At 63.9% G+C, this 19714-nt stretch carries 18 protein-coding genes; 13 read left to right on the top strand and 5 right to left on the bottom strand.

Features of this window, described 5'->3' with window-relative positions; all coding sequences use genetic code 11:
- Positions 1 to 141: 141 nt before the first annotated feature.
- Together lldD and GA645_RS24270 are read right to left on the bottom strand one after the other, a co-directional pair.
- A complete protein-coding gene (gene lldD / locus GA645_RS24275; protein ID WP_152226207.1) occupies positions 142 to 1287 on the bottom strand; it encodes an FMN-dependent L-lactate dehydrogenase LldD in 1146 nt (381 codons plus the stop codon).
- Between the two features lie 124 nt (positions 1288 to 1411).
- Complete coding sequence (locus GA645_RS24270; RefSeq protein WP_152226205.1) at positions 1412 to 3088, bottom strand: lactate permease LctP family transporter; 1677 nt, start codon at positions 3086 to 3088, stop codon at positions 1412 to 1414.
- 330 nt (positions 3089 to 3418) lie between these two features.
- On the opposite strand from GA645_RS24270, the gene GA645_RS24265 reads away from it, so the two are divergent.
- Positions 3419 to 4195 carry an FCD domain-containing protein gene (locus GA645_RS24265; RefSeq protein WP_152226203.1) on the top strand — a complete coding sequence of 259 codons (777 nt, stop codon included), beginning with the start codon at positions 3419 to 3421 and terminating at the stop codon, positions 4193 to 4195.
- Positions 4196 to 4231: 36 nt separating this feature from the next.
- On the opposite strand, the gene smpB is transcribed toward GA645_RS24265, so the two are convergent.
- Positions 4232 to 4711 (bottom strand): SsrA-binding protein SmpB, encoded by a 480-nt coding sequence (smpB, locus tag GA645_RS24260; RefSeq protein ID WP_017518965.1) that lies wholly within the window; start codon positions 4709 to 4711, stop codon positions 4232 to 4234.
- Positions 4712 to 4863: 152 nt separating this feature from the next.
- On the opposite strand from smpB, the gene GA645_RS24255 reads away from it, so the two are divergent.
- The gene (locus tag GA645_RS24255; protein WP_152226201.1) at positions 4864 to 5298 is read left to right on the top strand and encodes a type II toxin-antitoxin system RatA family toxin; all 435 of its coding nucleotides are present in this window, start codon (positions 4864 to 4866) and stop codon (positions 5296 to 5298) included.
- Positions 5291 to 5599 (top strand): RnfH family protein, encoded by a 309-nt coding sequence (locus tag GA645_RS24250; protein ID WP_152226199.1) that lies wholly within the window; start codon positions 5291 to 5293, stop codon positions 5597 to 5599. Before GA645_RS24255 ends, GA645_RS24250 begins: the two co-directional genes overlap by 8 nt.
- Positions 5600 to 5669: 70 nt before the next feature.
- Here GA645_RS24250 and bamE read toward each other — a convergent pair whose 3' ends face one another.
- Entirely contained in the window at positions 5670 to 6215 is a 546-nt protein-coding gene (gene bamE, locus GA645_RS24245; protein WP_152226197.1) for an outer membrane protein assembly factor BamE, read from the bottom strand.
- 96 nt (positions 6216 to 6311) lie between these two features.
- Between bamE and fur the strand changes: the two genes are divergently transcribed.
- Positions 6312 to 6716, top strand: a complete 405-nt coding sequence (gene fur, locus GA645_RS24240; protein ID WP_152226195.1) for a ferric iron uptake transcriptional regulator — start codon at positions 6312 to 6314, stop codon at positions 6714 to 6716.
- Between the two features lie 147 nt (positions 6717 to 6863).
- Here fur and recN read toward each other — a convergent pair whose 3' ends face one another.
- The gene (gene recN, locus GA645_RS24235) at positions 6864 to 8540 is read right to left on the bottom strand and encodes a DNA repair protein RecN (RefSeq protein WP_152226194.1); all 1677 of its coding nucleotides are present in this window, start codon (positions 8538 to 8540) and stop codon (positions 6864 to 6866) included.
- A 198-nt stretch (positions 8541 to 8738) separates the two neighbouring features.
- Between recN and grpE the strand changes: the two genes are divergently transcribed.
- The 9 genes from grpE (at position 8739) to GA645_RS24190 (ending at position 19697) form a co-directional block, all read left to right on the top strand.
- Positions 8739 to 9299, top strand: a complete 561-nt coding sequence (gene grpE / locus GA645_RS24230) for a nucleotide exchange factor GrpE (RefSeq protein WP_152226192.1) — start codon at positions 8739 to 8741, stop codon at positions 9297 to 9299.
- A 90-nt stretch (positions 9300 to 9389) separates the two neighbouring features.
- Complete coding sequence (gene dnaK, locus GA645_RS24225) at positions 9390 to 11306, top strand: molecular chaperone DnaK (RefSeq protein WP_152226191.1); 1917 nt, start codon at positions 9390 to 9392, stop codon at positions 11304 to 11306.
- Between the two features lie 123 nt (positions 11307 to 11429).
- A complete protein-coding gene (gene dnaJ, locus GA645_RS24220; RefSeq protein ID WP_152226190.1) occupies positions 11430 to 12560 on the top strand; it encodes a molecular chaperone DnaJ in 1131 nt (376 codons plus the stop codon).
- A 57-nt stretch (positions 12561 to 12617) separates the two neighbouring features.
- Entirely contained in the window at positions 12618 to 13424 is an 807-nt protein-coding gene (dapB, locus tag GA645_RS24215; protein WP_152226189.1) for a 4-hydroxy-tetrahydrodipicolinate reductase, read from the top strand.
- A 327-nt stretch (positions 13425 to 13751) separates the two neighbouring features.
- The gene (carA, locus tag GA645_RS24210) at positions 13752 to 14888 is read left to right on the top strand and encodes a glutamine-hydrolyzing carbamoyl-phosphate synthase small subunit (RefSeq protein ID WP_152226188.1); all 1137 of its coding nucleotides are present in this window, start codon (positions 13752 to 13754) and stop codon (positions 14886 to 14888) included.
- A gap of 26 nt (positions 14889 to 14914) precedes the next feature.
- Positions 14915 to 15568, top strand: a complete 654-nt coding sequence (gene leuE / locus GA645_RS24205) for a leucine efflux protein LeuE (protein WP_152228288.1) — start codon at positions 14915 to 14917, stop codon at positions 15566 to 15568.
- A gap of 19 nt (positions 15569 to 15587) precedes the next feature.
- The gene (carB, locus tag GA645_RS24200) at positions 15588 to 18809 is read left to right on the top strand and encodes a carbamoyl-phosphate synthase large subunit (RefSeq protein WP_152226187.1); all 3222 of its coding nucleotides are present in this window, start codon (positions 15588 to 15590) and stop codon (positions 18807 to 18809) included.
- A complete protein-coding gene (gene greA, locus GA645_RS24195) occupies positions 18806 to 19282 on the top strand; it encodes a transcription elongation factor GreA (RefSeq protein ID WP_015478940.1) in 477 nt (158 codons plus the stop codon). Before carB ends, greA begins: the two co-directional genes overlap by 4 nt.
- Positions 19263 to 19697, top strand: a complete 435-nt coding sequence (locus GA645_RS24190; protein WP_152226185.1) for a DUF4149 domain-containing protein — start codon at positions 19263 to 19265, stop codon at positions 19695 to 19697. Before greA ends, GA645_RS24190 begins: the two co-directional genes overlap by 20 nt.
- Positions 19698 to 19714: the final 17 nt, after the last annotated feature.

Genomic DNA, 19714 nt, shown 5'->3' with positions numbered 1-19714 from the left:
ATCGGTTTGTCATAGTCGGCGCCGTAGAGTGGCGGCTGACTCGGCCATCTGGGTCCCCGCGTTCGCGGGGATGACGAGCGAAGGAGCTTATCCCCTGGCGTCACTCCCGCGAATGCGGGAGCCCAGAAGCCTTGCCTTCGGTTACGCGCGCAGCTCGCGCACCAGCGAGTCGCGGGTGATCTCGCTGATGGACTTGGCGCCGGTGAGCACCATGGCCACGCGCATTTCCTTCTCGAACAGGTCCAGCAGGTTCTTCACGCCGGCTTCGCCGTGGGTGGCCAGGGCGTAGAGGAAGGCGCGGCCGATGAGCACGGTGTCTGCGCCCAGGGCGACCATGCGCACCACGTCCAGGCCGCTGCGGATGCCGGAGTCGGCGAGGATCTTCAAGTCGCCTTTCACCGCATCGGCAATCGCCGGCAGGGCACGGGCGCTGGAGAGTACGCCGTCGAGCTGGCGACCGCCGTGGTTGGACACGACGATACCGTCGGCGCCGAATTTCACCGCGTCTTTCGCATCCTCGGGGTCGAGGATGCCCTTGATCACCATCGGGCCGTCCCAGAAGTCACGGATCCATTCCAGGTCCTTCCAGGAGATCGACGGGTCAAAGTTGGCGCCCAGCCAGCCGATGTAGTCGGCAAGTCCCGTGGGGTTGCCGCGGTACTTGGAGATGTTGCCCAGGTCGTGCGGCTTGCCCAGCAGGCCGACGTCCAGCGCCCAGGCCGGATGGGTCATGGCTTGCCAGACGCGGCGCAGCGGCGCATTTGGGCCGCTCATGCCGGAGTGGGCGTCGCGGTAGCGGGCGCCCGGCACCGGCATGTCGACGGTGAACACCAGGGTGGTGACGCCGGCAGCCTTGGCGCGCTCCAGGGCATTGCGCATGAAGCCACGGTCCTTCAACACGTAGAGCTGGAACCACATGGGCCGGTCGATGGCCGGGGCGACCTCCTCGATGGGGCAGACCGATACCGTGGACATGGTAAAGGGGATGCCTTTCGCCGCCGCCGCGCGGGCTGCCTGCACCTCGCCGCGCCGGGCGTACATGCCGGTCAGGCCGACCGGGGCCAGGGCGACGGGCATGCTCAGTGTCTCATTGAACAGCTTCGTCTCAAGGCTCAACTCGGACATGTTCTTCAGCACGCGCTGGCGCAGGGCAATGCCGGCCAGGTCTTCGACGTTGTGGCGCAGCGTGTGTTCCGCGTAGGCGCCGCCATCGGCGTAATGGAAGAGGAACGGCGGCAGCTTGCGTTGGGCGGCGGCGCGGTAGTCGGTAGAGGCAGAGATGATCATGGGCGTCTCATCAATCGTGGTCTTGTCGAAGGCGTCGTCCCCGCGAAGGCGGGGACCCAGAGAAAACTAGCTGCTTAATCCGGATTCCCGCCTGGGCGGGAATGACGATCCAATGCCATTTCCCTCAATGCACCAGCATGCCAGTGAAGATGTAGGCCTGCGCGAGGGTGATCAGACCCACCATGGCGGCGAACATCAGGCTGTGCTTGAGGGTGAAGCGGAACAGGTCCGATTCCTTGCCGACCATGCCGGTGGCGGCGCAGGCCACGGCGATGGATTGCGGCGAGATCATCTTGCCGGTCACGCCACCGCTGGTGTTGGCGGCTACCAGCAGGGTGTCGTGGACCCCGATCTGGTGCGCGGTGGTGGACTGCAGCGAGCTGAACAGTGCGTTGGAGGAAGTATCCGAACCGGTCAGGAACACACCCAGCCAGCCAAGGAACGGCGAGAAGAACGGGAAGGCCGCACCGGTGCCGGCGAGGACCAGCGCCAGGGTGGTGGACATGCCCGAGTAGTTGGTGACGAAGGCGAAGGCCAGCACCATGCCGATGGAGAGGATCGGCCACTTCAGCTCGATCAGGGTCTCCTTGAAGGTGGTAAGACCAGTTTTTGCGCTGATGCGCAGGATGAACATCGAGACCACGGCGGCGAAGAAGATCGCAGTGCCGGTGGCCGAGACGGGGTCCAGCTTGAACACGGCGGCAATCGGAGTCGGGTTGGCGACGATGGGGGCGGTCTTCACCACCAGTTGGTCAAGGTGCGGGATGGCGAAGTTGAACACCAGGCCGTACAGCGTGCCGCCCGGAGCGAACATGGCCTTGAACGGCTTCAGGGTCCAGATGGTGACCAGCACGGTCAGCACCAGGAAGGGCGACCAGGCCTTGAGGATCTCGCCGAAGCTGTAGGGCGTCGGCTCGGCACTACGCGGGCCATTGCCGCCCATGACTGCAGCGCCGCCGGCAGTGGCGACCACTTCAGGCTCGCTGGCCGGCTGCCAGACCTTCAGGAACAGGGTAAGGGAAATCAGGCTGACCAGGGCGGAGGTGATGTCCGGCAGCTCCGGGCCGATGAAGTTGGAGGTGAAGTACTGGGTGACGGCGAAGCTGCCGCCAGCAACCAGTGCGGCCGGCCAGGTGTCCTTCACGCCCTTGAGGCCATCCATCATGAACACCAGCCAGAACGGCACGAGGATCGACAGGAAAGGCAACTGGCGGCCGGTCATGGCGCCGATCTTGAACGCGTCGATGCCGGTGACCTGGCCCGCCACGATGATCGGGATGCCCAGGGCGCCGAAGGCCACCGGCGCCGTGTTGGCAATCAGGCACAGGCCCGCGGCGTACAGCGGGTTGAAGCCCAGGCCCACGAGCAGGGCGGCGGTGATCGCCACCGGCGCGCCGAAGCCCGCCGCACCCTCGAGGAAGGCGCCGAAGGAGAAGCCGATCAGCAGTACCTGCAGGCGCTGGTCGCCAGTGATCGACAGCACCGAGCTGCGGATTACTTCGAACTGGCCGCTCTTGACCGTGAGTTTGTAGAGGAACACCGCCGCGACGATGATCCAGGCGATCGGCCACAGGCCGTAGGCGAAGCCATAGCCGGCGGCAGCGATGGCCATGTCGGCGGGCATGCCGAAGGCGGCGATGGCGATGATGATCGAGAGGGCGAGGGTAATGCTGCCGGCGACGTGGCCTTTGAGGCGGAACACGGCGAGGGCGAGGAAGAAGAATACGATCGGGATTACGGCGACCAGCGCCGACAGGCCGAGGCTGCCGAGCGGGGTATAGATCTGCTGCCAGGTTTGCATCAGGTTGGCTCCCTAATTGTTTTTGGGTGGAAGGCCTTGTTGCCGGTCGGGCGATTCCGTTGCGCTTGTGGCGCGCTGGCAGGCGGTCGACTGATCGCGGCGTAGTTGTCGTGCAATCGACTGTTCGGTAAAGTGGTAATACCAATTTAGAAAGCCGAGCGCTCAGGGTAAAAGCCCTGCTGTCGGCGTGTCAATTTGCTGCAGTTCAACTTTTGTCGATGGCGCCCCGGAGAGCGGGGCGGGCTTGTTGCTGGCGAGCGGGCTGGTTAGGCTGCCGCGCTCGGCGCGCAGGTCGCGGCGCAGAGCGTTTTGCCGTGGGAGAGCACGAAGATGGGTTTTGGTCAGGTCAAGCAGCGCCGTCTGTCGGATGACATCGTCGAACGGCTGGAGGCGATGATTCTCGAAGGCACCCTCAAGGCTGGTGAGCGTCTGCCGGCAGAGCGCGTGCTGGCCGAGCAGTTCGGCGTGTCGCGTCCGTCACTGCGTGAGGCGATCCAGAAGTTGGGTGCCAAGGGGTTGCTGGTCAGTCGGCAGGGCGGCGGCAACTATGTCAGCGAAGGATTGGGCTCGATGTTCAGCGATCCGTTACTGCACCTGCTGGAGAGCAATCCGGAAGCGCAACGCGATCTGCTGGAGTTCCGTCATACCCTGGAAGGCTCCTGCGCCTACTACGCGGCGCAGCGCGCTACCGAGGTGGATCACCAGCGCCTGAAGTTGGCCTTCGATACCCTGCAGGACTGCTACCAGGGGCTGGGCAAGGCTGGTCGGGCGGAGGAGGGCGCGGCGGACGCGGCTTTCCACCTGGCCATCGCCGAGGCGAGCCACAACGCCGTGCTGCTGCACACCATTCGTGGCCTGTTCGACCTGCTCAAGCGCAACGTGGTGACCAACATCGGCGGCATGTACGCGCAGCGCGACGAAACCCGCGAACAGCTGATGCGTCAGCACCGCGAGTTATACGAGGCGATTGTCAGCGGGCAGGCGGAGGCGGCGCGGGAAATTTCCCAGCGGCACATCGACTACGTGCAGGAAGTGCTGGCCGAAGCCCGTGCCGAGGAAGTACGTCTGCAGCGGGCGCAACGACGCCAGGGCGCGGTGGACGCCTGACTGGCAGCGCGCCCTCGCAGGAGGGCGCGAAAGGACTCAGTCGTCCTTGCCGTGACGAATGGCGCGCTGAATTTCCCGGTCGGAGTCACGCTCCTTCTCGGTGCCGCGCTTGTCGTACTCTTTCTTGCCCTTGGCCAGTGCGATCTCGCACTTGATCAGGTGCTTCTTCCAGTACATCGACAGTGCGACGCAGGCGTAGCCTTTCTGCTGCACGGCACCGAACAGCTTGCCCAGCTCGCGCTTGTGCAGCAGCAGCTTGCGCGTGCGCACCGGGTCGGCGATGACGTGGGTGCTGGCAGTGGTCAGCGGCGTGATGTGGCTGCCCAGCAGCCAGGCTTCGCCATCCTTGAGCAGCACGTAGCTGTCCACCAGCTGCGCCTTGCCGGCACGCAGGCTTTTCACTTCCCAGCCGGCCAGGGCGACGCCCGCCTCGAAGCGCTGCTCGATGAAGTAGTCGTGCAGAGCCTTCTTGTTCTGCGCGATGGTCCCCGAAGGGTGTTTCTTCTGTTTAGCCATAGGCCGCGCATTATAGGGAGTCACTCGCCGCGCCGCTATCGGGAGCGTGCATGCCGGCATGCAAGCTTGAGGGGGCGTGACTAATCTCGGAGAATGCGCGCTGTTTTTGATCAGCGGGCGTTCGAGTCGCCCCATAACAAAGCGAGACGTCTATGAGCACGCATATCCAGCGTTCGGCGCTGCTGCCCTACCCGGCGAAGGCACTGTACGACCTGGTCAACGATGTGGCGCGCTATCCGGAGTTCCTGCCCTGGTGCTCGGCTTCCACCGTGCTGGATGAAAGCGAGGTGGCCATGCGCGCCGAGCTGACCGTGGCCAAGGGCAGCATCACCCAGCGCTTCACCACGCGTAACGTGCTGGTGTCCGGCCAGAGCATCGAGATGAATCTGGAGGAAGGCCCCTTCACCCAGCTGCACGGCGTGTGGACCTTCAAGGCACTGGGCGACCAGGCCTGCAAGATTTCCCTCGACCTCACCTTCGACTATGCCGGCGCTCTGGTTAGGGCGACCCTCGGCCCGCTGTTCACCCAGGCGGCGAACACCATGGTCGATGCCTTCTGCCAGCGTGCCAAGCAGCTCCATGGCTGACCCGGCGAATATCGCCATCGAACTGGTCTACGCGCTGCCCGAGCGGCAATCCCTGCTGCGTCTGAGCGTGCCCTACGGTACGCGGGTGCGCGAGGCCGTGTTGCTGTCGGGCATTGCTGCGCAGTTTCCCGATCTGGATGTGCAGAATTGCCCGCTGGGGATTTTCGGCAAGGCCGTGGCCAGACCCGATGAGCGCGTGCTGGAAGACGGCGAGCGGGTAGAAATCTACCGGCCGTTGATCGCAGACCCGAAGGAGGTGCGCAAGCAGCGCGCGGCCCGGGCCAAGGCTGCCAGGGGCTGAGTTCGTACCCTGAAATGGCAGGCAACAAAAAGCCCGGCGTCGGCCGGGCTTTTTATATTGGGGCAGACCCTTATTGCGGGTTCTTGTCCAGCGGTTCCGGAGTCGGGACCGGCACGGTTTCCACCTGGTCCACTTCCTTCTGGATCTGCTCTTCCACGGAGCCGGGCTTGGCCGGTTGTTCCTTGGGTTGCTCGGGCTGCTGCGGGGTTACCGGGGCTTCCGGGTTCAGAGGAGGCGTTACGCCGTCGCTCGCACGGAGGATCGACTCGTCGCGGCTCACGCCGGGCATGAAGTCGCCGTTGAGGCCAACCAGCTGGTCGCTGTCGCTGAAATACAGGCTCATACGCTCCTGCTGGCGCTGACCGCCGCCGGGCTGGATGCTGTACAGGTAATCCCAGCGATTGGGATGGAAAGTGTCGACGATCAACGGGTTACCCATGATAAACCGTACTTGGCGTCGGGTCATTCCAGGCTTCAACTGGTCTATCATGTCTTGTGTTACGACGTTGCCCTGCTGGATGTCGATCTTGTAAACCCCCGGGAAAGAGCAACCGGCGAGTGCGGCGAGTCCCAGCCCGAAAGCGAGACTGGTCAGCATGAGCTTGGCGTTTTGCATCGGGTGGTGACTTCCACTATCTTGGCTGAGCGACGAAACCCCGATCATACCTGCATTGAGGGAAGCTGCGAAGCTTCCCGCGCCGAGAAAGCACACATGGTTGAAAATAGCGAACTGCGCAAAGCCGGACTGAAGGTCACGCTGCCGCGCGTCAAGATCCTCCAGATGCTCGATTCCGCCGAGCAACGCCACATGAGCGCGGAGGATGTCTACAAAGCGCTGATGGAGGCGGGTGAGGACGTAGGTCTGGCCACTGTCTATCGCGTGCTGACCCAGTTCGAGGCCGCCGGCCTGGTGGTGCGTCACAACTTCGATGGAGGCCATGCCGTGTTCGAACTGGCCGACAGCGGCCACCATGATCACATGGTCTGCGTCGATACCGGCGAGGTCATCGAGTTCATGGACTCGGAAATCGAGAAGCGCCAGAGGGAGATCGTCAAGGAGCGCGGCTTCGAGCTCGTCGATCACAATCTGGTGCTCTACGTGCGCAAGAAGAAGTAAGCGCGCGCGGATGCAGAAACGGCGACCCTTGGGTCGCCGTTTTCGTTTGAGTTGCTTTCTGTAGGAGCGAGCTTGCTCGCGAACGGGTTTCCGGCTATGCCGGTGTCGGGCGGTTCGCGAGCAAGCTCGCTCCTGCGGGGGTATGTTTCAGTTGTGTACCGCTGAGTCGACCATCTTGCGCGCGTGGGCCAGGGATTCCTTGGTCAGGTCGACACCGCCGAGCATGCGGGCGATCTCTTCGATGCGCTCGGCCTTCTTCAGATTGGCCACGGCAGTGCGGGTTTCGCTGGTATCACGGTCCTTGTGTACGAACAGGTGCTGGTGGCCCTGGGCTGCGACCTGCGGCAGGTGGGTGACGGTGAGTACCTGGCCGCGACCGCCGAGGCGGCGCAGCAGTTGGCCGACCACTTCGGCGGTGGGGCCGCCGATGCCGACGTCCACTTCGTCGAAGACCAGGGTGGGGATGCGTGAGGTCTGCGCGGTGATCACCTGGATCGCCAGGCTGATACGCGACAGCTCGCCGCCCGAGGCGACCTTCGCCAGTCCCTTCATGGGTTGGCCGGGGTTGGCGCTGACCAGGAATTCCAGCTGCTCCAGGCCGTTCGCCTGTGGCTCGTCCGAAGTGGCTGTGCGCAGTTCGATGGCGAAACGCCCCCCAGGCATGCCCAGGCGCTGCATTTCCACTTCCACGGCCTTGGCCAGTTGTGGCGCTGCGGTTTGGCGGATGCGGCTGAGTTCTTCCGCCTTCTCCTGATAATGGCGGGCATAGGAGGCCAGCTCGTCACCCAGGCGTTCGACAGCTTCGTCGTCGGCATTCAGCGCTTCCAGTTCATCCAGCAGGCGCTGCTGCAGATCCTGCAGTTCGTGCGGTTGCACGCGGTGCTTGCGTGCGAGGCTATAGATGGCATCCATGCGCTCTTCCAGTTGCTGCAGGCGCATGGGGTCGGCATCGAAGTTGTCGACGAAGCGGTTCAGCTCGCCGATGGCTTCCTCTACCTGGATCTGCGCGCTGGACAGCAGGTTCACCGCTTCGCCCAGCGCGACCGGCTGGCTCGGGAAGGCGGTCAGGCGATTGAGGCTCGACGTCAGGGCTGAGAGCACGTTGCCGGCATCGCTTTCACTGCACATCTCGACCACTTGTCGGCACGCGGCGATCAGGCTGCCGGCATTGCTCTGGGTCTTGTGCTCGGCTTCCAGCGTCTCCAGCTCGTTATCACCCAGGCCGAGGTTTTCCAGTTCCTCAAGCTGGTAGCTGAGCAGCTGGTGGCGGGCGCGCTGTTCGTCGCCGTTGCGCGACAGGCGGTCCAGCTCCTGGCGGGTCTGCTTCCAGCGCTGCGCGGCGAGATGTACCTGGCGCGCCAGGTCCTGGCTGCCGGCGTACTCGTCGAGCAGGCGGCGGTGGGTGTCGGCCTTGAGCAGCGACTGGTGCTCGTGCTGGCTGTGGATATCGATGAGCAGCTCGCCCAGGTGCTTGAGGTCGCCCAGTGGACAGGGGGAGCCGTTGATGTAGGCGCGGGAGCGGCCTTCGGCGGTGATCACCCGGCGCAGGATGCACGGGCCGTCCTGTTCCAGGTCGCGCTCGGCGAGCCAGTCGCGGGCTTCGGCAATCGCGCTGACATCGAAGCTGGCGAGAATGTCGGTCTTGTCGGCTCCGGGGCGCACCACGCCGCTGTCGGCGCGGTCGCCCAGGGCAAGGCCGAGGGCATCGAGCATGATCGACTTGCCGGCGCCGGTTTCGCCGGTGATCACGGTCATGCCGGCGGCGAGCTCGAGATCGAGGTGCTCGACGATGGCGTAGTTGTGCACGGACAGATGAACCAGCATGGGCGGTGGCTCCGCAAATAGGTCTGGTTATTTATACAGTATTTTTTGCCGCTGGCAATTTTCTCTCGTTGTCCTGGGGCTGCCCTTGAGGTCGGCGCCCTTGAAGTCAAAAAAATGCGCCCCATATACACGGCAGAGCCGCGGACCATGGGGTTCGCTTTGTTTTCAAAGGCTTATTTTCTTTTTTAGGAGAGTGGCATGTCTGACGAACAACAGACTCAGGATTCCCAGTTCAACGAGCAGCCGGAAGCCGGCGCCGTGGACCTGAACGCCCGCGTGCTGGAACTGGAGGAACAGGTCGCCGCGGCCAAGGACCAGAGCCTGCGCGCCGTCGCCGAGCTGCAGAACGTCCGTCGCCGCGCCGAGCAGGACGTGGAGAAAGCGCACAAGTTCGCCCTGGAGAAATTCGCCGGCGACCTGCTGCCGATCGTCGATACCCTCGAGCGCGCGCTGGAGATGTCGAACCCGGACGACGAGGCGATCAAGCCGATGCGCGAAGGCATCGAGCTGACCCTGAAGATGTTCCACGACACCCTGAAGCGCTTCAACCTCGAGCCGGTCGATCCGCACGGCGAGCCGTTCAACCCCGAACACCACCAGGCCATGGCCATGGAAGAGAGCATCCGCCTCGAGCCGGGCAGCGTGGTCAAGGTGTTCCAGAAGGGTTACCTGCTCAACGGTCGCCTGCTGCGTCCGGCCATGGTCGTGGTCAGCAAGGCGCCGGAACAAACCCCGCCTTCGATCGACGAGAAGGCTTGAAATTCACCACCCGGTCCCCATCTGGGTAATCAACCGAGCCAAAGACCCGCAACAGGGTCAGCGCGGAATCTAATTTCTGGAGAGTGAAATATGGGCAAAATCATTGGTATCGACCTGGGGACCACCAACTCCTGTGTGTCCATCCTGGAGAACGGTAACGTCAAGGTCATCGAGAACGCCGAAGGCGCTCGTACCACCCCGTCGATCATCGGTTACGCCAACGACGGCGAAATCCTGGTAGGTCAGCCGGCCAAGCGCCAGGCCGTGACCAACCCGAAGAACACCCTGTACGCGGTCAAGCGCCTGATCGGCCGTCGTTTCGAAGAAGACGTCGTACAGAAAGACATCAAGATGGTGCCGTACAACATCGTCAAGGCTGACAACGGCGACGCCTGGGTCGAGGCCAAGGGCCAGAAGATGGCTCCGCCGCAGGTCTCCGCCGAAGTCCTGAAGAAGATGAAGAAGACCGCCGAGGACTACCTGGGCGAGCCGGTCACCGAAGCGGTCATCACCGTTCCGGCCTACTTCAACGACAGCCAGCGTCAGGCCACCAAGGACGCCGGCCGCATCGCCGGTCTGGACGTCAAGCGCATCATCAACGAACCGACCGCGGCTGCGCTGGCCTACGGCCTGGACAAGGCCAAGGGCGACCACACCATCATCGTCTATGACCTGGGCGGCGGCACCTTCGACGTTTCCGTGATCGAAATCGCCGAAGTCGATGGCGAGCACCAGTTCGAAGTATTGGCCACCAACGGTGACACCTTCCTCGGTGGTGAGGACTTCGACCTGCGCCTGATCGACTACCTCGTTGAGGAGTTCAAGAAAGAATCCGGCATGGATCTGAAGGGCGACCCGCTGGCCATGCAGCGCCTGAAAGAAGCTGCCGAGAAGGCCAAGATCGAGCTGTCCTCGACCCAGCAGACCGACGTCAACCTGCCGTACGTCACCGCTGACGCCAGCGGCCCGAAACACCTGAACGTCAAGGTTTCCCGCGCCAAGCTGGAATCCCTGGTGGAAGACCTGATCACCCGCACCATCGAGCCGTGCCGCGTAGCGCTGAAAGACGCAGGCCTGGACGTTTCGAAGATCGACGAAGTGATCCTGGTCGGCGGCCAGACCCGCATGCCGCTGGTGCAGAAGACCGTTGCCGAGTTCTTCGGCAAGGAAGCTCGCAAAGACGTCAACCCGGACGAAGCCGTGGCCATGGGTGCTGCCATCCAGGGCGCCGTGCTGGCCGGTGACGTGAAGGACGTGCTGCTGCTCGACGTCACCCCGCTGACCCTGGGTATCGAAACCCTCGGTGGCGTGATGACCGCGCTGATCGACAAGAACACCACCATCCCGACCAAGAAGTCGCAGGTGTTCTCGACTGCCGATGACAACCAGGGCGCCGTGACCATCCATGTTCTGCAGGGCGAGCGTAAGCAAGCCGGCCAGAACAAGTCGCTGGGCAAGTTCGACCTGGCCGACATCCCGCCGGCTCCGCGCGGCGTTCCGCAGATCGAAGTGACCTTCGACATCGATGCCAACGGCATCCTGCACGTGGGCGCGAAGGACAAGGCCACCGGCAAGCAGCAGTCCATCGTGATCAAGGCTTCCTCTGGCCTGTCCGAGGAAGAGATTGCGCAGATGGTGCGTGATGCCGAGGCGAATGCCGAGGAAGACCGCAAGTTCGAGGAGCTGGCCGCTGCCCGTAACCAGGGTGACGCGCTGGTCCACGCCACTCGCAAGATGATCACCGAGGCTGGCGACAAGGCCACCGCCGAGGAGAAGGCTGCCATCGAGAAGGCGCTGGGCGAGCTGGAAGTTGCCGTGAAGGGCGACGACAAGGCCGAGATCGAAGCGAAGATGAACGCGCTGTCCCAGGCGTCCACTCCGCTGGCGCAGAAGATGTACGCCGAGCAGCCGCAGCCGGGCGCTGCCGCTCATGGCGAGGCCGCTGACGACAAGGTGGGCGACGATGTCGTCGACGCCGAGTTCGAAGAGGTCAAGGAGAACAAGTAAGCCGCGTGCTTGCTTCCGCTCCGGCGCACCGACCAAGCGTGTCGGTGCGCATGAAACGTCACGCGGGGGCTTGCTCCCGCGTTGGCGTGTCTGGGGGAGAGGTTTTCAAGGTGCAGGAAAGTTATGGCCAAGCGTGATTTTTACGAGGTACTGGGTGTCGAGCGTGGCGCCAGCGAGGCGGACCTGAAGAAGGCCTATCGCCGGCTGGCCATGAAGTTCCACCCGGACCGCAATCCCGGCGACAAGGAGGCCGAGGAGAAATTCAAGGAGGCCAACGAGGCGTACGAGGTGCTGTCCGACGCCAGCAAGCGTGCGGCTTACGACCAGTACGGCCATGCCGGCGTCGACCCGCAGATGGGCGGTGGCGGTGCGGGCTTCGGTGGCGCGAGCTTCTCGGACATCTTCGGTGATGTCTTCAGCGACTTCTTCGGCGGTGGCGGCGGACGCGGCGGCTCCCGTGGCGGTCCGGCGCGCGGTGCCGACCTGCGCTACACCCTCGATCTCGACCTGGAAGACGCGGTTCGCGGCACCACCGTGACCATCCGCGTTCCGACCCTGGTCGGCTGCAAGACCTGCAGCGGTAGTGGCGCCAAGCCCGGCACCACGCCGGTGACCTGTACCACCTGCGGTGGTATCGGCCAGGTGCGCATGCAGCAAGGCTTCTTCTCGGTGCAGCAGACCTGCCCGCGCTGCCATGGCAGCGGCAAGATGATCACCGACCCCTGTGGCTCCTGCCACGGCCAGGGCCGCGTGGAAGAACACAAGACCCTGTCGGTGAAAGTGCCGGCCGGCGTCGATACCGGCGACCGCATCCGCCTGACCGGCGAAGGCGAAGCCGGTGCCCATGGTGGCCCGGCGGGCGACCTGTACGTGGTGGTGAGCGTGCGCGAGCACGACATCTTCCAGCGCGACGGCAAGCACCTGTACTGCGAAGTGCCGATCAGCTTCGCCGACGCCGCCCTGGGTGGCGAGCTGGAAGTGCCGACCCTGGATGGCCGCGTGAAGCTGAAGATCCCCGAGGGCACCCAGACCGGCAAGCTGTTCCGCCTGCGCGGCAAGGGCGTCGCCCCGGTGCGCGGTGGTGGTGCCGGCGACCTGATGTGCCGTGTGGTCGTGGAAACCCCGGTCAACCTCGACAAGCGTCAGCGCGAGCTGCTCGAAGAGTTCCGCAATACCCTGCAGGGCAACTCTTCCCATTCGCCCAAGGCCAGTGGCTGGTTCGAGGGTATGAAGCGCTTCTTCGACGACCTATGATGCAGGGCCCCGGGTGGTGATGAGCTGCCCGGGGTCTTCTAGCTTGGAGCTGTATATATGCGACGTATAGCCGTAATGGGCGCCGCCGGGCGCATGGGCAAGACCCTGATCGAGGCGGTACAGCAGACGGGCGGCATCGCCGGCCTGACCGCGGCGGTCGACCGTCCGGACAGCACCCTGGTGGGGGCTGATGCCGGCGAGCTGGCTGGCCTGGGCCGCATTGGCGTACCGCTGTCGGGTGACCTGTCGAAAGTGATCGATGAGTTCGATGTGCTGATCGACTTCACCCATCCGACCGTAACCCTGAAGAACCTGGAAGTCTGCCGCAAGGCTGGCAAGGCCATGGTTATAGGCACCACCGGCTTCTCCGTCGAGGAGAAAGCGTTGCTGAGCGACGCGGCCAAGGACATCCCGATCGTCTTCGCCGCCAACTACAGCGTCGGTGTGAACCTCTGCCTGAAGCTGCTCGACACCGCTGCCCGCGTGCTGGGTGACGAGGTGGACATCGAGATCATCGAGGCGCACCACCGCCACAAGGTCGATGCGCCGTCCGGTACCGCGCTGCGTATGGGCGAAGTCGTTGCCAGTGCACTGGGTCGTGATCTGGAAAAAGTGGCCGTGTACGGTCGCGAAGGCCAGACCGGTGCCCGTTCGCGCGAAACCATCGGCTTCGCCACCGTGCGTGCCGGCGATGTGGTGGGCGACCACACCGTGCTGTTCGCCGCTGACGGCGAGCGCGTGGAAATCACCCACAAGGCTTCGAGTCGCATGACCTTCGCCCGTGGTGCCGTGCGTGCCGCGCAGTGGCTGGAAGGGCAGGGCAGTGGCCTGTACGACATGCAGGACGTGCTCGGCCTTCGCTGAGTGCCAGCTTGCGATCTGCTGCGCGTCGGCCGGGCGGAGTTGGGCAGGGGTCTCGGGTGCTCATTTAGCACGTGTATACTCCGCGTCCTCGATTCCTGTCCGCCTTGCCCGACTCCAGCTTGCGAGATCGCCGACGCCGAGTGGCATAGCCGTGCGTCGTGCAAAAGGTGGACCATGATGTCGCTTTTCTGTAAACTACAGCTTTAGTGTGTCCACTAAAAGCAGCGCAGCATGATCACATAAAAAGCGGGATGACTTCTTCTGATGTCATCCCGCTTTTTTACAATCTGCGCACGCCCAGCCAGGCTTGAACTACGGGAGGTCTTCTTGACTAAGCCAGCCATACTTGCACTTGCCGACGGCAGCGTTTTTCGCGGTGAAGCCATCGGCGCCGACGGCCAGACCGTTGGAGAGGTGGTGTTCAACACCGCCATGACCGGCTACCAGGAAATCCTCACCGATCCTTCCTACGCCCAACAGATCGTCACCCTGACCTACCCGCACATCGGCAACACCGGCACTACGCCCGAAGACGCCGAGTCGAACAAGGTCTGGGCCGCCGGCCTGATCATTCGCGACCTTCCGCTGCTCTCCAGCAGCTGGCGCGACAAGCAGTCCCTGCCGGACTACCTGAAAGAGAACGGCACCGTTGCCATTGCCGGCATCGATACCCGCCGCCTGACCCGCATCCTGCGCGAGAAGGGTTCGCAGAACGGCTGCATCCTGGCAGGCGCCGACGCCACCGAGGAAAAAGCCCTCGAACTGGCGCGCGGCTTCCCGGGCCTGAAGGGCATGGACCTGGCGAAAGTCGTTTCTTCCACCGAGCGCTACGAATGGCGCTCCAGCGTGTGGAATCTGGAAACCGACAGCCACCCGGAAGTCGCCGCCGCTGACCTGCCGTACCACGTGGTCGCCTACGATTTCGGCGTGAAGCTGAACATCCTGCGCATGCTGGTTGCCCGCGGCTGCCGCCTGACCGTCGTGCCGGCGCAAACCCCGGCCAGCGAAGTGCTCGCCCTGAACCCGGACGGCATCTTCCTCTCTAACGGCCCTGGCGACCCCGAGCCGTGCGACTATGCCATCCAGGCTATCCGCGAGTTCCTCGACACCGAGATCCCGGTATTCGGCATCTGCCTCGGCCACCAGCTGCTGGCCCTGGCCTCCGGCGCCAAGACCCTGAAGATGGGCCACGGCCACCACGGTGCGAACCACCCGGTGCAGGACCTGGATTCGGGCGTGGTGATGATCACCAGCCAGAACCACGGTTTCGCGGTCGATGAAGGCAGCATGCCGACCAACCTGCGCGCCACCCACAAGTCGCTGTTCGACGGCACCCTGCAGGGTATCGAGCGCACCGACAAGGTGGCCTTCAGCTTCCAGGGCCACCCGGAAGCCAGCCCAGGTCCGCACGACGTCGCCCCGCTGTTCGACCGCTTCATCGCGGCGATGGCCGAGCGTCGCTGAGACCTCCGAAGAGGTAAATGATGATGATGCCGACCCTGGGAATCACCGATATCTGGACCTACGTTCTGGGTACGCTGTTCATCGTCCTGCTGCCGGGGCCGAACTCGCTGTTCGTCCTCGCCACCGCCGCCCAGCGCGGAGTGGCTTCGGGCTACCGGGCGGCGAGCGCGGTGTTCCTGGGTGATGCGATCCTGATGTTCCTGTCGGCGCTGGGGATCGCCTCGGTCCTCAAGACCGAGCCGATGCTGTTCCTGGGGCTGAAGTACGTCGGCGCCGCCTACCTGTTCTATCTGGGGATTGGCATGCTCCGCGGTGGCTGGCAGAAGCTGCGCCACCCGCTGGAAGCGGCCGCCGCGCCGGCCAGGGAAGTGGATGTCGCCCAGCCGTTCCGCAAGGCGCTGCTGCTGAGCCTGTCCAACCCCAAGGCGATCCTCTTCTTCATTTCCTTCTTCATTCAGTTCGTCGACCCGGGATACGCCTACCCCGGCCTGTCGTTCCTGGTGCTGGGCACGATCCTCGAGATCCTCAGTGCCCTGTACCTGAGTTTCCTGATTTTCTCCGGTGTGCGTCTGGCGGCCTGGTTCCGTCGGCGGCAACGGCTGGCTGCCGGCGCCTCGAGTGGCGTCGGCGCCCTGTTCGTCGGCTTTGGCGTGAAGCTGGCCAGCGCAACCCTTTCCTGAATATTGCAACGAGAGTCCCATGCCCAAGCGTACAGACATCAAGAGCATCCTGATCCTCGGCGCCGGCCCGATCGTCATCGGCCAGGCCTGTGAGTTCGACTACTCCGGCGCGCAGGCCTGCAAGGCCCTGAAGGAAGAAGGCTTCCGTGTCATCCTGGTGAACTCCAACCCGGCCACCATCATGACCGACCCGGCCATGGCCGACGCCACCTACATCGAGCCGATCAAGTGGCAGACCGTTGCCAAGATCATCGAGAAGGAGCGCCCTGATGCGCTGCTGCCGACCATGGGCGGCCAGACCGCTCTGAACTGCGCCCTGGACCTGGAGCGCCACGGCGTGCTCGAACAGTTCGGCGTGGAAATGATCGGCGCCAACGCTGACACCATCGACAAGGCCGAAGACCGTTCGCGCTTCGACAAGGCCATGCGCGACATCGGCCTGGCCTGCCCGCGCTCGGGCATCGCCCACACCATGGAAGAAGCCTACGGTGTGCTGGAGAAGGTCAACTTCCCGTGCATCATCCGTCCGTCCTTCACCATGGGCGGCACCGGCGGCGGCATCGCCTACAACCGCGAAGAGTTCGAGGAAATCTGCACCCGTGGTCTGGACCTCTCGCCGACCAACGAGCTGCTGATCGACGAATCGCTGATCGGCTGGAAGGAATACGAGATGGAGGTTGTCCGCGACAAGAAGGACAACTGCATCATCGTCTGCGCCATCGAAAACTTCGACCCGATGGGCGTGCACACCGGTGACTCGATCACCGTGGCACCGGCGCAGACCCTGACCGACAAGGAATACCAGATCATGCGCAACGCCTCCCTGGCGGTGCTGCGTGAGATCGGCGTGGAAACCGGAGGCTCGAACGTGCAGTTCGGCATCTGCCCGAACACCGGCCGCATGGTCGTGATCGAGATGAACCCGCGCGTATCGCGTTCCTCGGCGCTGGCCTCCAAGGCCACTGGCTTCCCGATCGCCAAGATCGCCGCCAAGCTGGCTGTCGGCTACACCCTCGACGAGCTGCAGAACGACATCACCGGCGGCCGCACCCCGGCCTCCTTCGAGCCGGCGATCGACTACGTCGTCACCAAGATCCCGCGTTTCGCCTTCGAGAAGTTCCCGAAAGCCGACGCCCGCCTGACCACCCAGATGAAATCCGTGGGTGAAGTCATGGCCATCGGCCGTACTTTCCAGGAATCCGTGCAGAAAGCCCTGCGCGGCCTGGAAGTCGGCGCCACCGGCTTCGATCCCAAGCTCGACCTGAGTAACCCGGAAGCCGAGAGCATCCTCAAGCGCGAGCTGACCGTGCCCAATGCCGACCGCATCTGGTACGTCGCCGACGCCTTCCGCGCTGGCAAGAGCATCGCCGAAGTCTTCGACCTGACCCGCATCGACGAGTGGTTCCTGGTGCAGATCGAAGACCTGGTCAAGGACGAGGAGCGCGTGAAGACCCTGGGTCTGTCCGCCATCGACCGCGACCTGATGTACAAGCTCAAGCGCAAGGGCTTCTCCGATGCGCGCCTGGCCACCTTGCTGGGTGTGACCGAGAAGAACCTGCGCAACCATCGCCACAAGCTCAAGGTGCTGCCGGTGTACAAGCGCGTGGACACCTGCGCCGCCGAATTCGCCACCGACACCGCCTACATGTACTCGACCTACGAGGAAGAGTGCGAGGCCAATCCGTCGACTCGCGACAAGATCATGATCCTGGGCGGCGGTCCGAACCGTATCGGCCAGGGCATCGAGTTCGACTACTGCTGCGTACACGCCGCGCTGGCGATGCGTGAAGACGGTTACGAGACCATCATGGTCAACTGCAACCCGGAGACCGTCTCCACCGACTACGACACATCCGATCGCCTGTACTTCGAGCCGGTGACGCTGGAAGACGTGCTGGAAATCGTCCGCGTCGAGCAGCCCAAGGGCGTCATCGTGCAGTACGGCGGCCAGACCCCGCTGAAACTCTGCCGCGCCCTGGAAGAAGCTGGCGTGCCGATCATCGGTACCAGCCCGGACGCCATCGACCGTGCCGAAGACCGTGAGCGCTTCCAGCAGATGGTCCAGCGCCTGAACCTGCGCCAGCCGGCCAACGCCACCGCGCGCAGCGAAGACCAGGCCCTGGAGCTGTCGAAGAACATCGGCTACCCGATGGTGGTGCGCCCGTCCTACGTACTGGGCGGCCGTGCGATGGAAATCGTCTATCAGGAAGAAGAGCTCAAGCGCTACATGCGCGAAGCTGTGAAGGTCTCAAACGACAGCCCGGTGCTGCTGGACCGCTTCCTGAACTGCGCCATCGAAGTCGACATCGATGCAGTGTGCGACGGCGAGACCGTGGTGATCGGCGCGATCATGCAGCACATCGAACAGGCTGGCGTGCACTCCGGTGACTCCGCCTGCTCGCTGCCGCCGTATTCGCTGCCCAAGCACATCCAGGACGAGATCCGCGAACAGGTCAAGAAGATGGCCCTGGAGCTCGGCGTGGTCGGCCTGATGAACGTACAGATGGCCGTGCAGGGCGAGGACATCTACGTGATCGAGGTGAACCCGCGCGCGTCCCGTACCGTGCCGTTCGTCTCCAAGTGCATCGGCGAGTCCCTGGCCAAGGTCGCGGCCCGCGTCATGGCTGGCAAGTCCCTGGCCGAAGTCGGCTTCACCGAAGAGGTGATCCCGCCGTACTATAGCGTCAAGGAAGCGGTGTTCCCGTTCGCCAAGTTCCCCGGCGTCGACCCGATCCTCGGCCCGGAAATGAAGTCCACTGGCGAGGTCATGGGTGTCGGCGACAGCTTCGGCGAGGCGTTCGCCAAGGCCCAGCTGGGTGCCAGCGAAATCCTGCCGAATGCCGGTTGCGCCTTCATCAGCGTCCGTGACGACGACAAGGCCCAGGCCGTTCAGGTTGCTCGCGACCTGATCTCGCTGGGCTTCGAAGTTGTCGCCACTGCCGGTACCGCCAAGGGCATCGAGGCCGCCGGTCTGCCGGTGCGTCGCGTGAACAAGGTGACCGAGGGCCGTCCTCACGTGGTCGACATGATCAAGAATGACGAAGTCACCCTGATCATCAACACCACCGAAGGTCGCCAGTCCATCGCTGACTCGTACTCCATCCGTCGTAACGCCCTGCAGCACAAGATCTACTGCACCACCACCATTGCGGCGGGTCAGGCGATCTGTGAGGCGCTCAAGTTCGGTCCCGAGAAGACCGTTCGCCGACTGCAGGATCTCCATGCAGGAATCAACGCATGAGCAAGTTTCCAATGACCGTCCAGGGCGCTCGCGCCCTGGAAGAAGAACTGAAACACCTGAAGACCGTCCTGCGCCCGCAGATCACCCAGGCCATCGCCGAAGCGCGGGAGCTGGGTGACCTGAAGGAAAACGCCGAGTACCACGCGGCCCGTGAGCAGCAGGGTATGTCCGAAGCGCGTATCCGCGACATCGAGGCCAAGCTGTCCAACGCGCAGATCATCGATGTGACCACCATTCCGCACAGCGGCAAGGTGATCTTCGGCACCACCGTGGATATCGCCAACGTCGAGACCGACGAGACCGTGACCTACCAGATCGTCGGTGACGACGAGGCTGACATCAAGAACAGCAAAATCTCGGTCAACTCGCCGATCGCCCGTGCGCTGATCGGCAAGACTGAAGGCGATGCCGTGCTGGTGAAGACTCCGGGCGGTGACGTCGAGTACGAGATCGTTGAAGTTCGCCACGCCTGATCGGCAAAACCCCGGCGCAGGTACCATCAGTTGGCTGCTGGCCCAGACATTCTGGGTCGGCGGCCTTTGGCTGCTTCAGTTCGTGATGCTGCCGGCGCTGGGCAAGATCGGCCTGGCGCCGTTGCTGGTGGATACGATTGCGGAGGTTTTGAAGCCGCTGCTGCTGGGGTTCGCCGGCTTCTGCGCGCTGCTCCAGGCCCTGGTGCTCTGGCAGGCGCGCGGATTCGCCGCCTTCACTTGCGAGATGCGCGGGCAATTGCTGCTTAGCGTGCTGGTGATGACGGTAGTGTATTTCGCGGTACGCCAGGTCGCGCCGGACGCGGAGCGCTGGCTGCTGTTCAACTACCTGGTGGTGGCGCTCTGCGGGTTGCTGCTGGTGCTGCAGCCGGCGCCGGGGCGGGACGAGCGGAGCTGACGCGACGGAGCCTTGCC

The sequence above is a fragment of the Pseudomonas sp. SCB32 genome (genome assembly GCF_009189165.1).
Taxonomy (GTDB): domain Bacteria; phylum Pseudomonadota; class Gammaproteobacteria; order Pseudomonadales; family Pseudomonadaceae; genus Pseudomonas.
Note: the sequence above shows the minus strand (reverse complement) of the source record. Positions and strands in the feature narration are given on the sequence as shown.

Excerpts from the sequence above, each read along its gene's own strand:
- leuE (WP_152228288.1), top strand. The coding sequence starts at position 14,915 with ATGCCGACCCTGGGAATCACCGATATCTGGACCTACGTTCTGGGTACG.
- dnaK (WP_152226191.1), top strand. The coding sequence starts at position 9,390 with ATGGGCAAAATCATTGGTATCGACCTGGGGACCACCAACTCCTGTGTG.
- grpE (WP_152226192.1), top strand. The coding sequence starts at position 8,739 with ATGTCTGACGAACAACAGACTCAGGATTCCCAGTTCAACGAGCAGCCG.
- dnaJ (WP_152226190.1), top strand. The coding sequence starts at position 11,430 with ATGGCCAAGCGTGATTTTTACGAGGTACTGGGTGTCGAGCGTGGCGCC.
- bamE (WP_152226197.1), bottom strand. The coding sequence starts at position 6,215 with ATGCAAAACGCCAAGCTCATGCTGACCAGTCTCGCTTTCGGGCTGGGA.
- recN (WP_152226194.1), bottom strand. The coding sequence starts at position 8,540 with ATGCTGGTTCATCTGTCCGTGCACAACTACGCCATCGTCGAGCACCTC.
- GA645_RS24265 (WP_152226203.1), top strand. The coding sequence starts at position 3,419 with ATGGGTTTTGGTCAGGTCAAGCAGCGCCGTCTGTCGGATGACATCGTC.
- GA645_RS24270 (WP_152226205.1), bottom strand. The coding sequence starts at position 3,088 with ATGCAAACCTGGCAGCAGATCTATACCCCGCTCGGCAGCCTCGGCCTG.
- carB (WP_152226187.1), top strand. The coding sequence starts at position 15,588 with ATGCCCAAGCGTACAGACATCAAGAGCATCCTGATCCTCGGCGCCGGC.
- GA645_RS24250 (WP_152226199.1), top strand. The coding sequence starts at position 5,291 with ATGGCTGACCCGGCGAATATCGCCATCGAACTGGTCTACGCGCTGCCC.
- GA645_RS24255 (WP_152226201.1), top strand. The coding sequence starts at position 4,864 with ATGAGCACGCATATCCAGCGTTCGGCGCTGCTGCCCTACCCGGCGAAG.
- lldD (WP_152226207.1), bottom strand. The coding sequence starts at position 1,287 with ATGATCATCTCTGCCTCTACCGACTACCGCGCCGCCGCCCAACGCAAG.
- smpB (WP_017518965.1), bottom strand. The coding sequence starts at position 4,711 with ATGGCTAAACAGAAGAAACACCCTTCGGGGACCATCGCGCAGAACAAG.
- dapB (WP_152226189.1), top strand. The coding sequence starts at position 12,618 with ATGCGACGTATAGCCGTAATGGGCGCCGCCGGGCGCATGGGCAAGACC.
- fur (WP_152226195.1), top strand. The coding sequence starts at position 6,312 with ATGGTTGAAAATAGCGAACTGCGCAAAGCCGGACTGAAGGTCACGCTG.
- greA (WP_015478940.1), top strand. The coding sequence starts at position 18,806 with ATGAGCAAGTTTCCAATGACCGTCCAGGGCGCTCGCGCCCTGGAAGAA.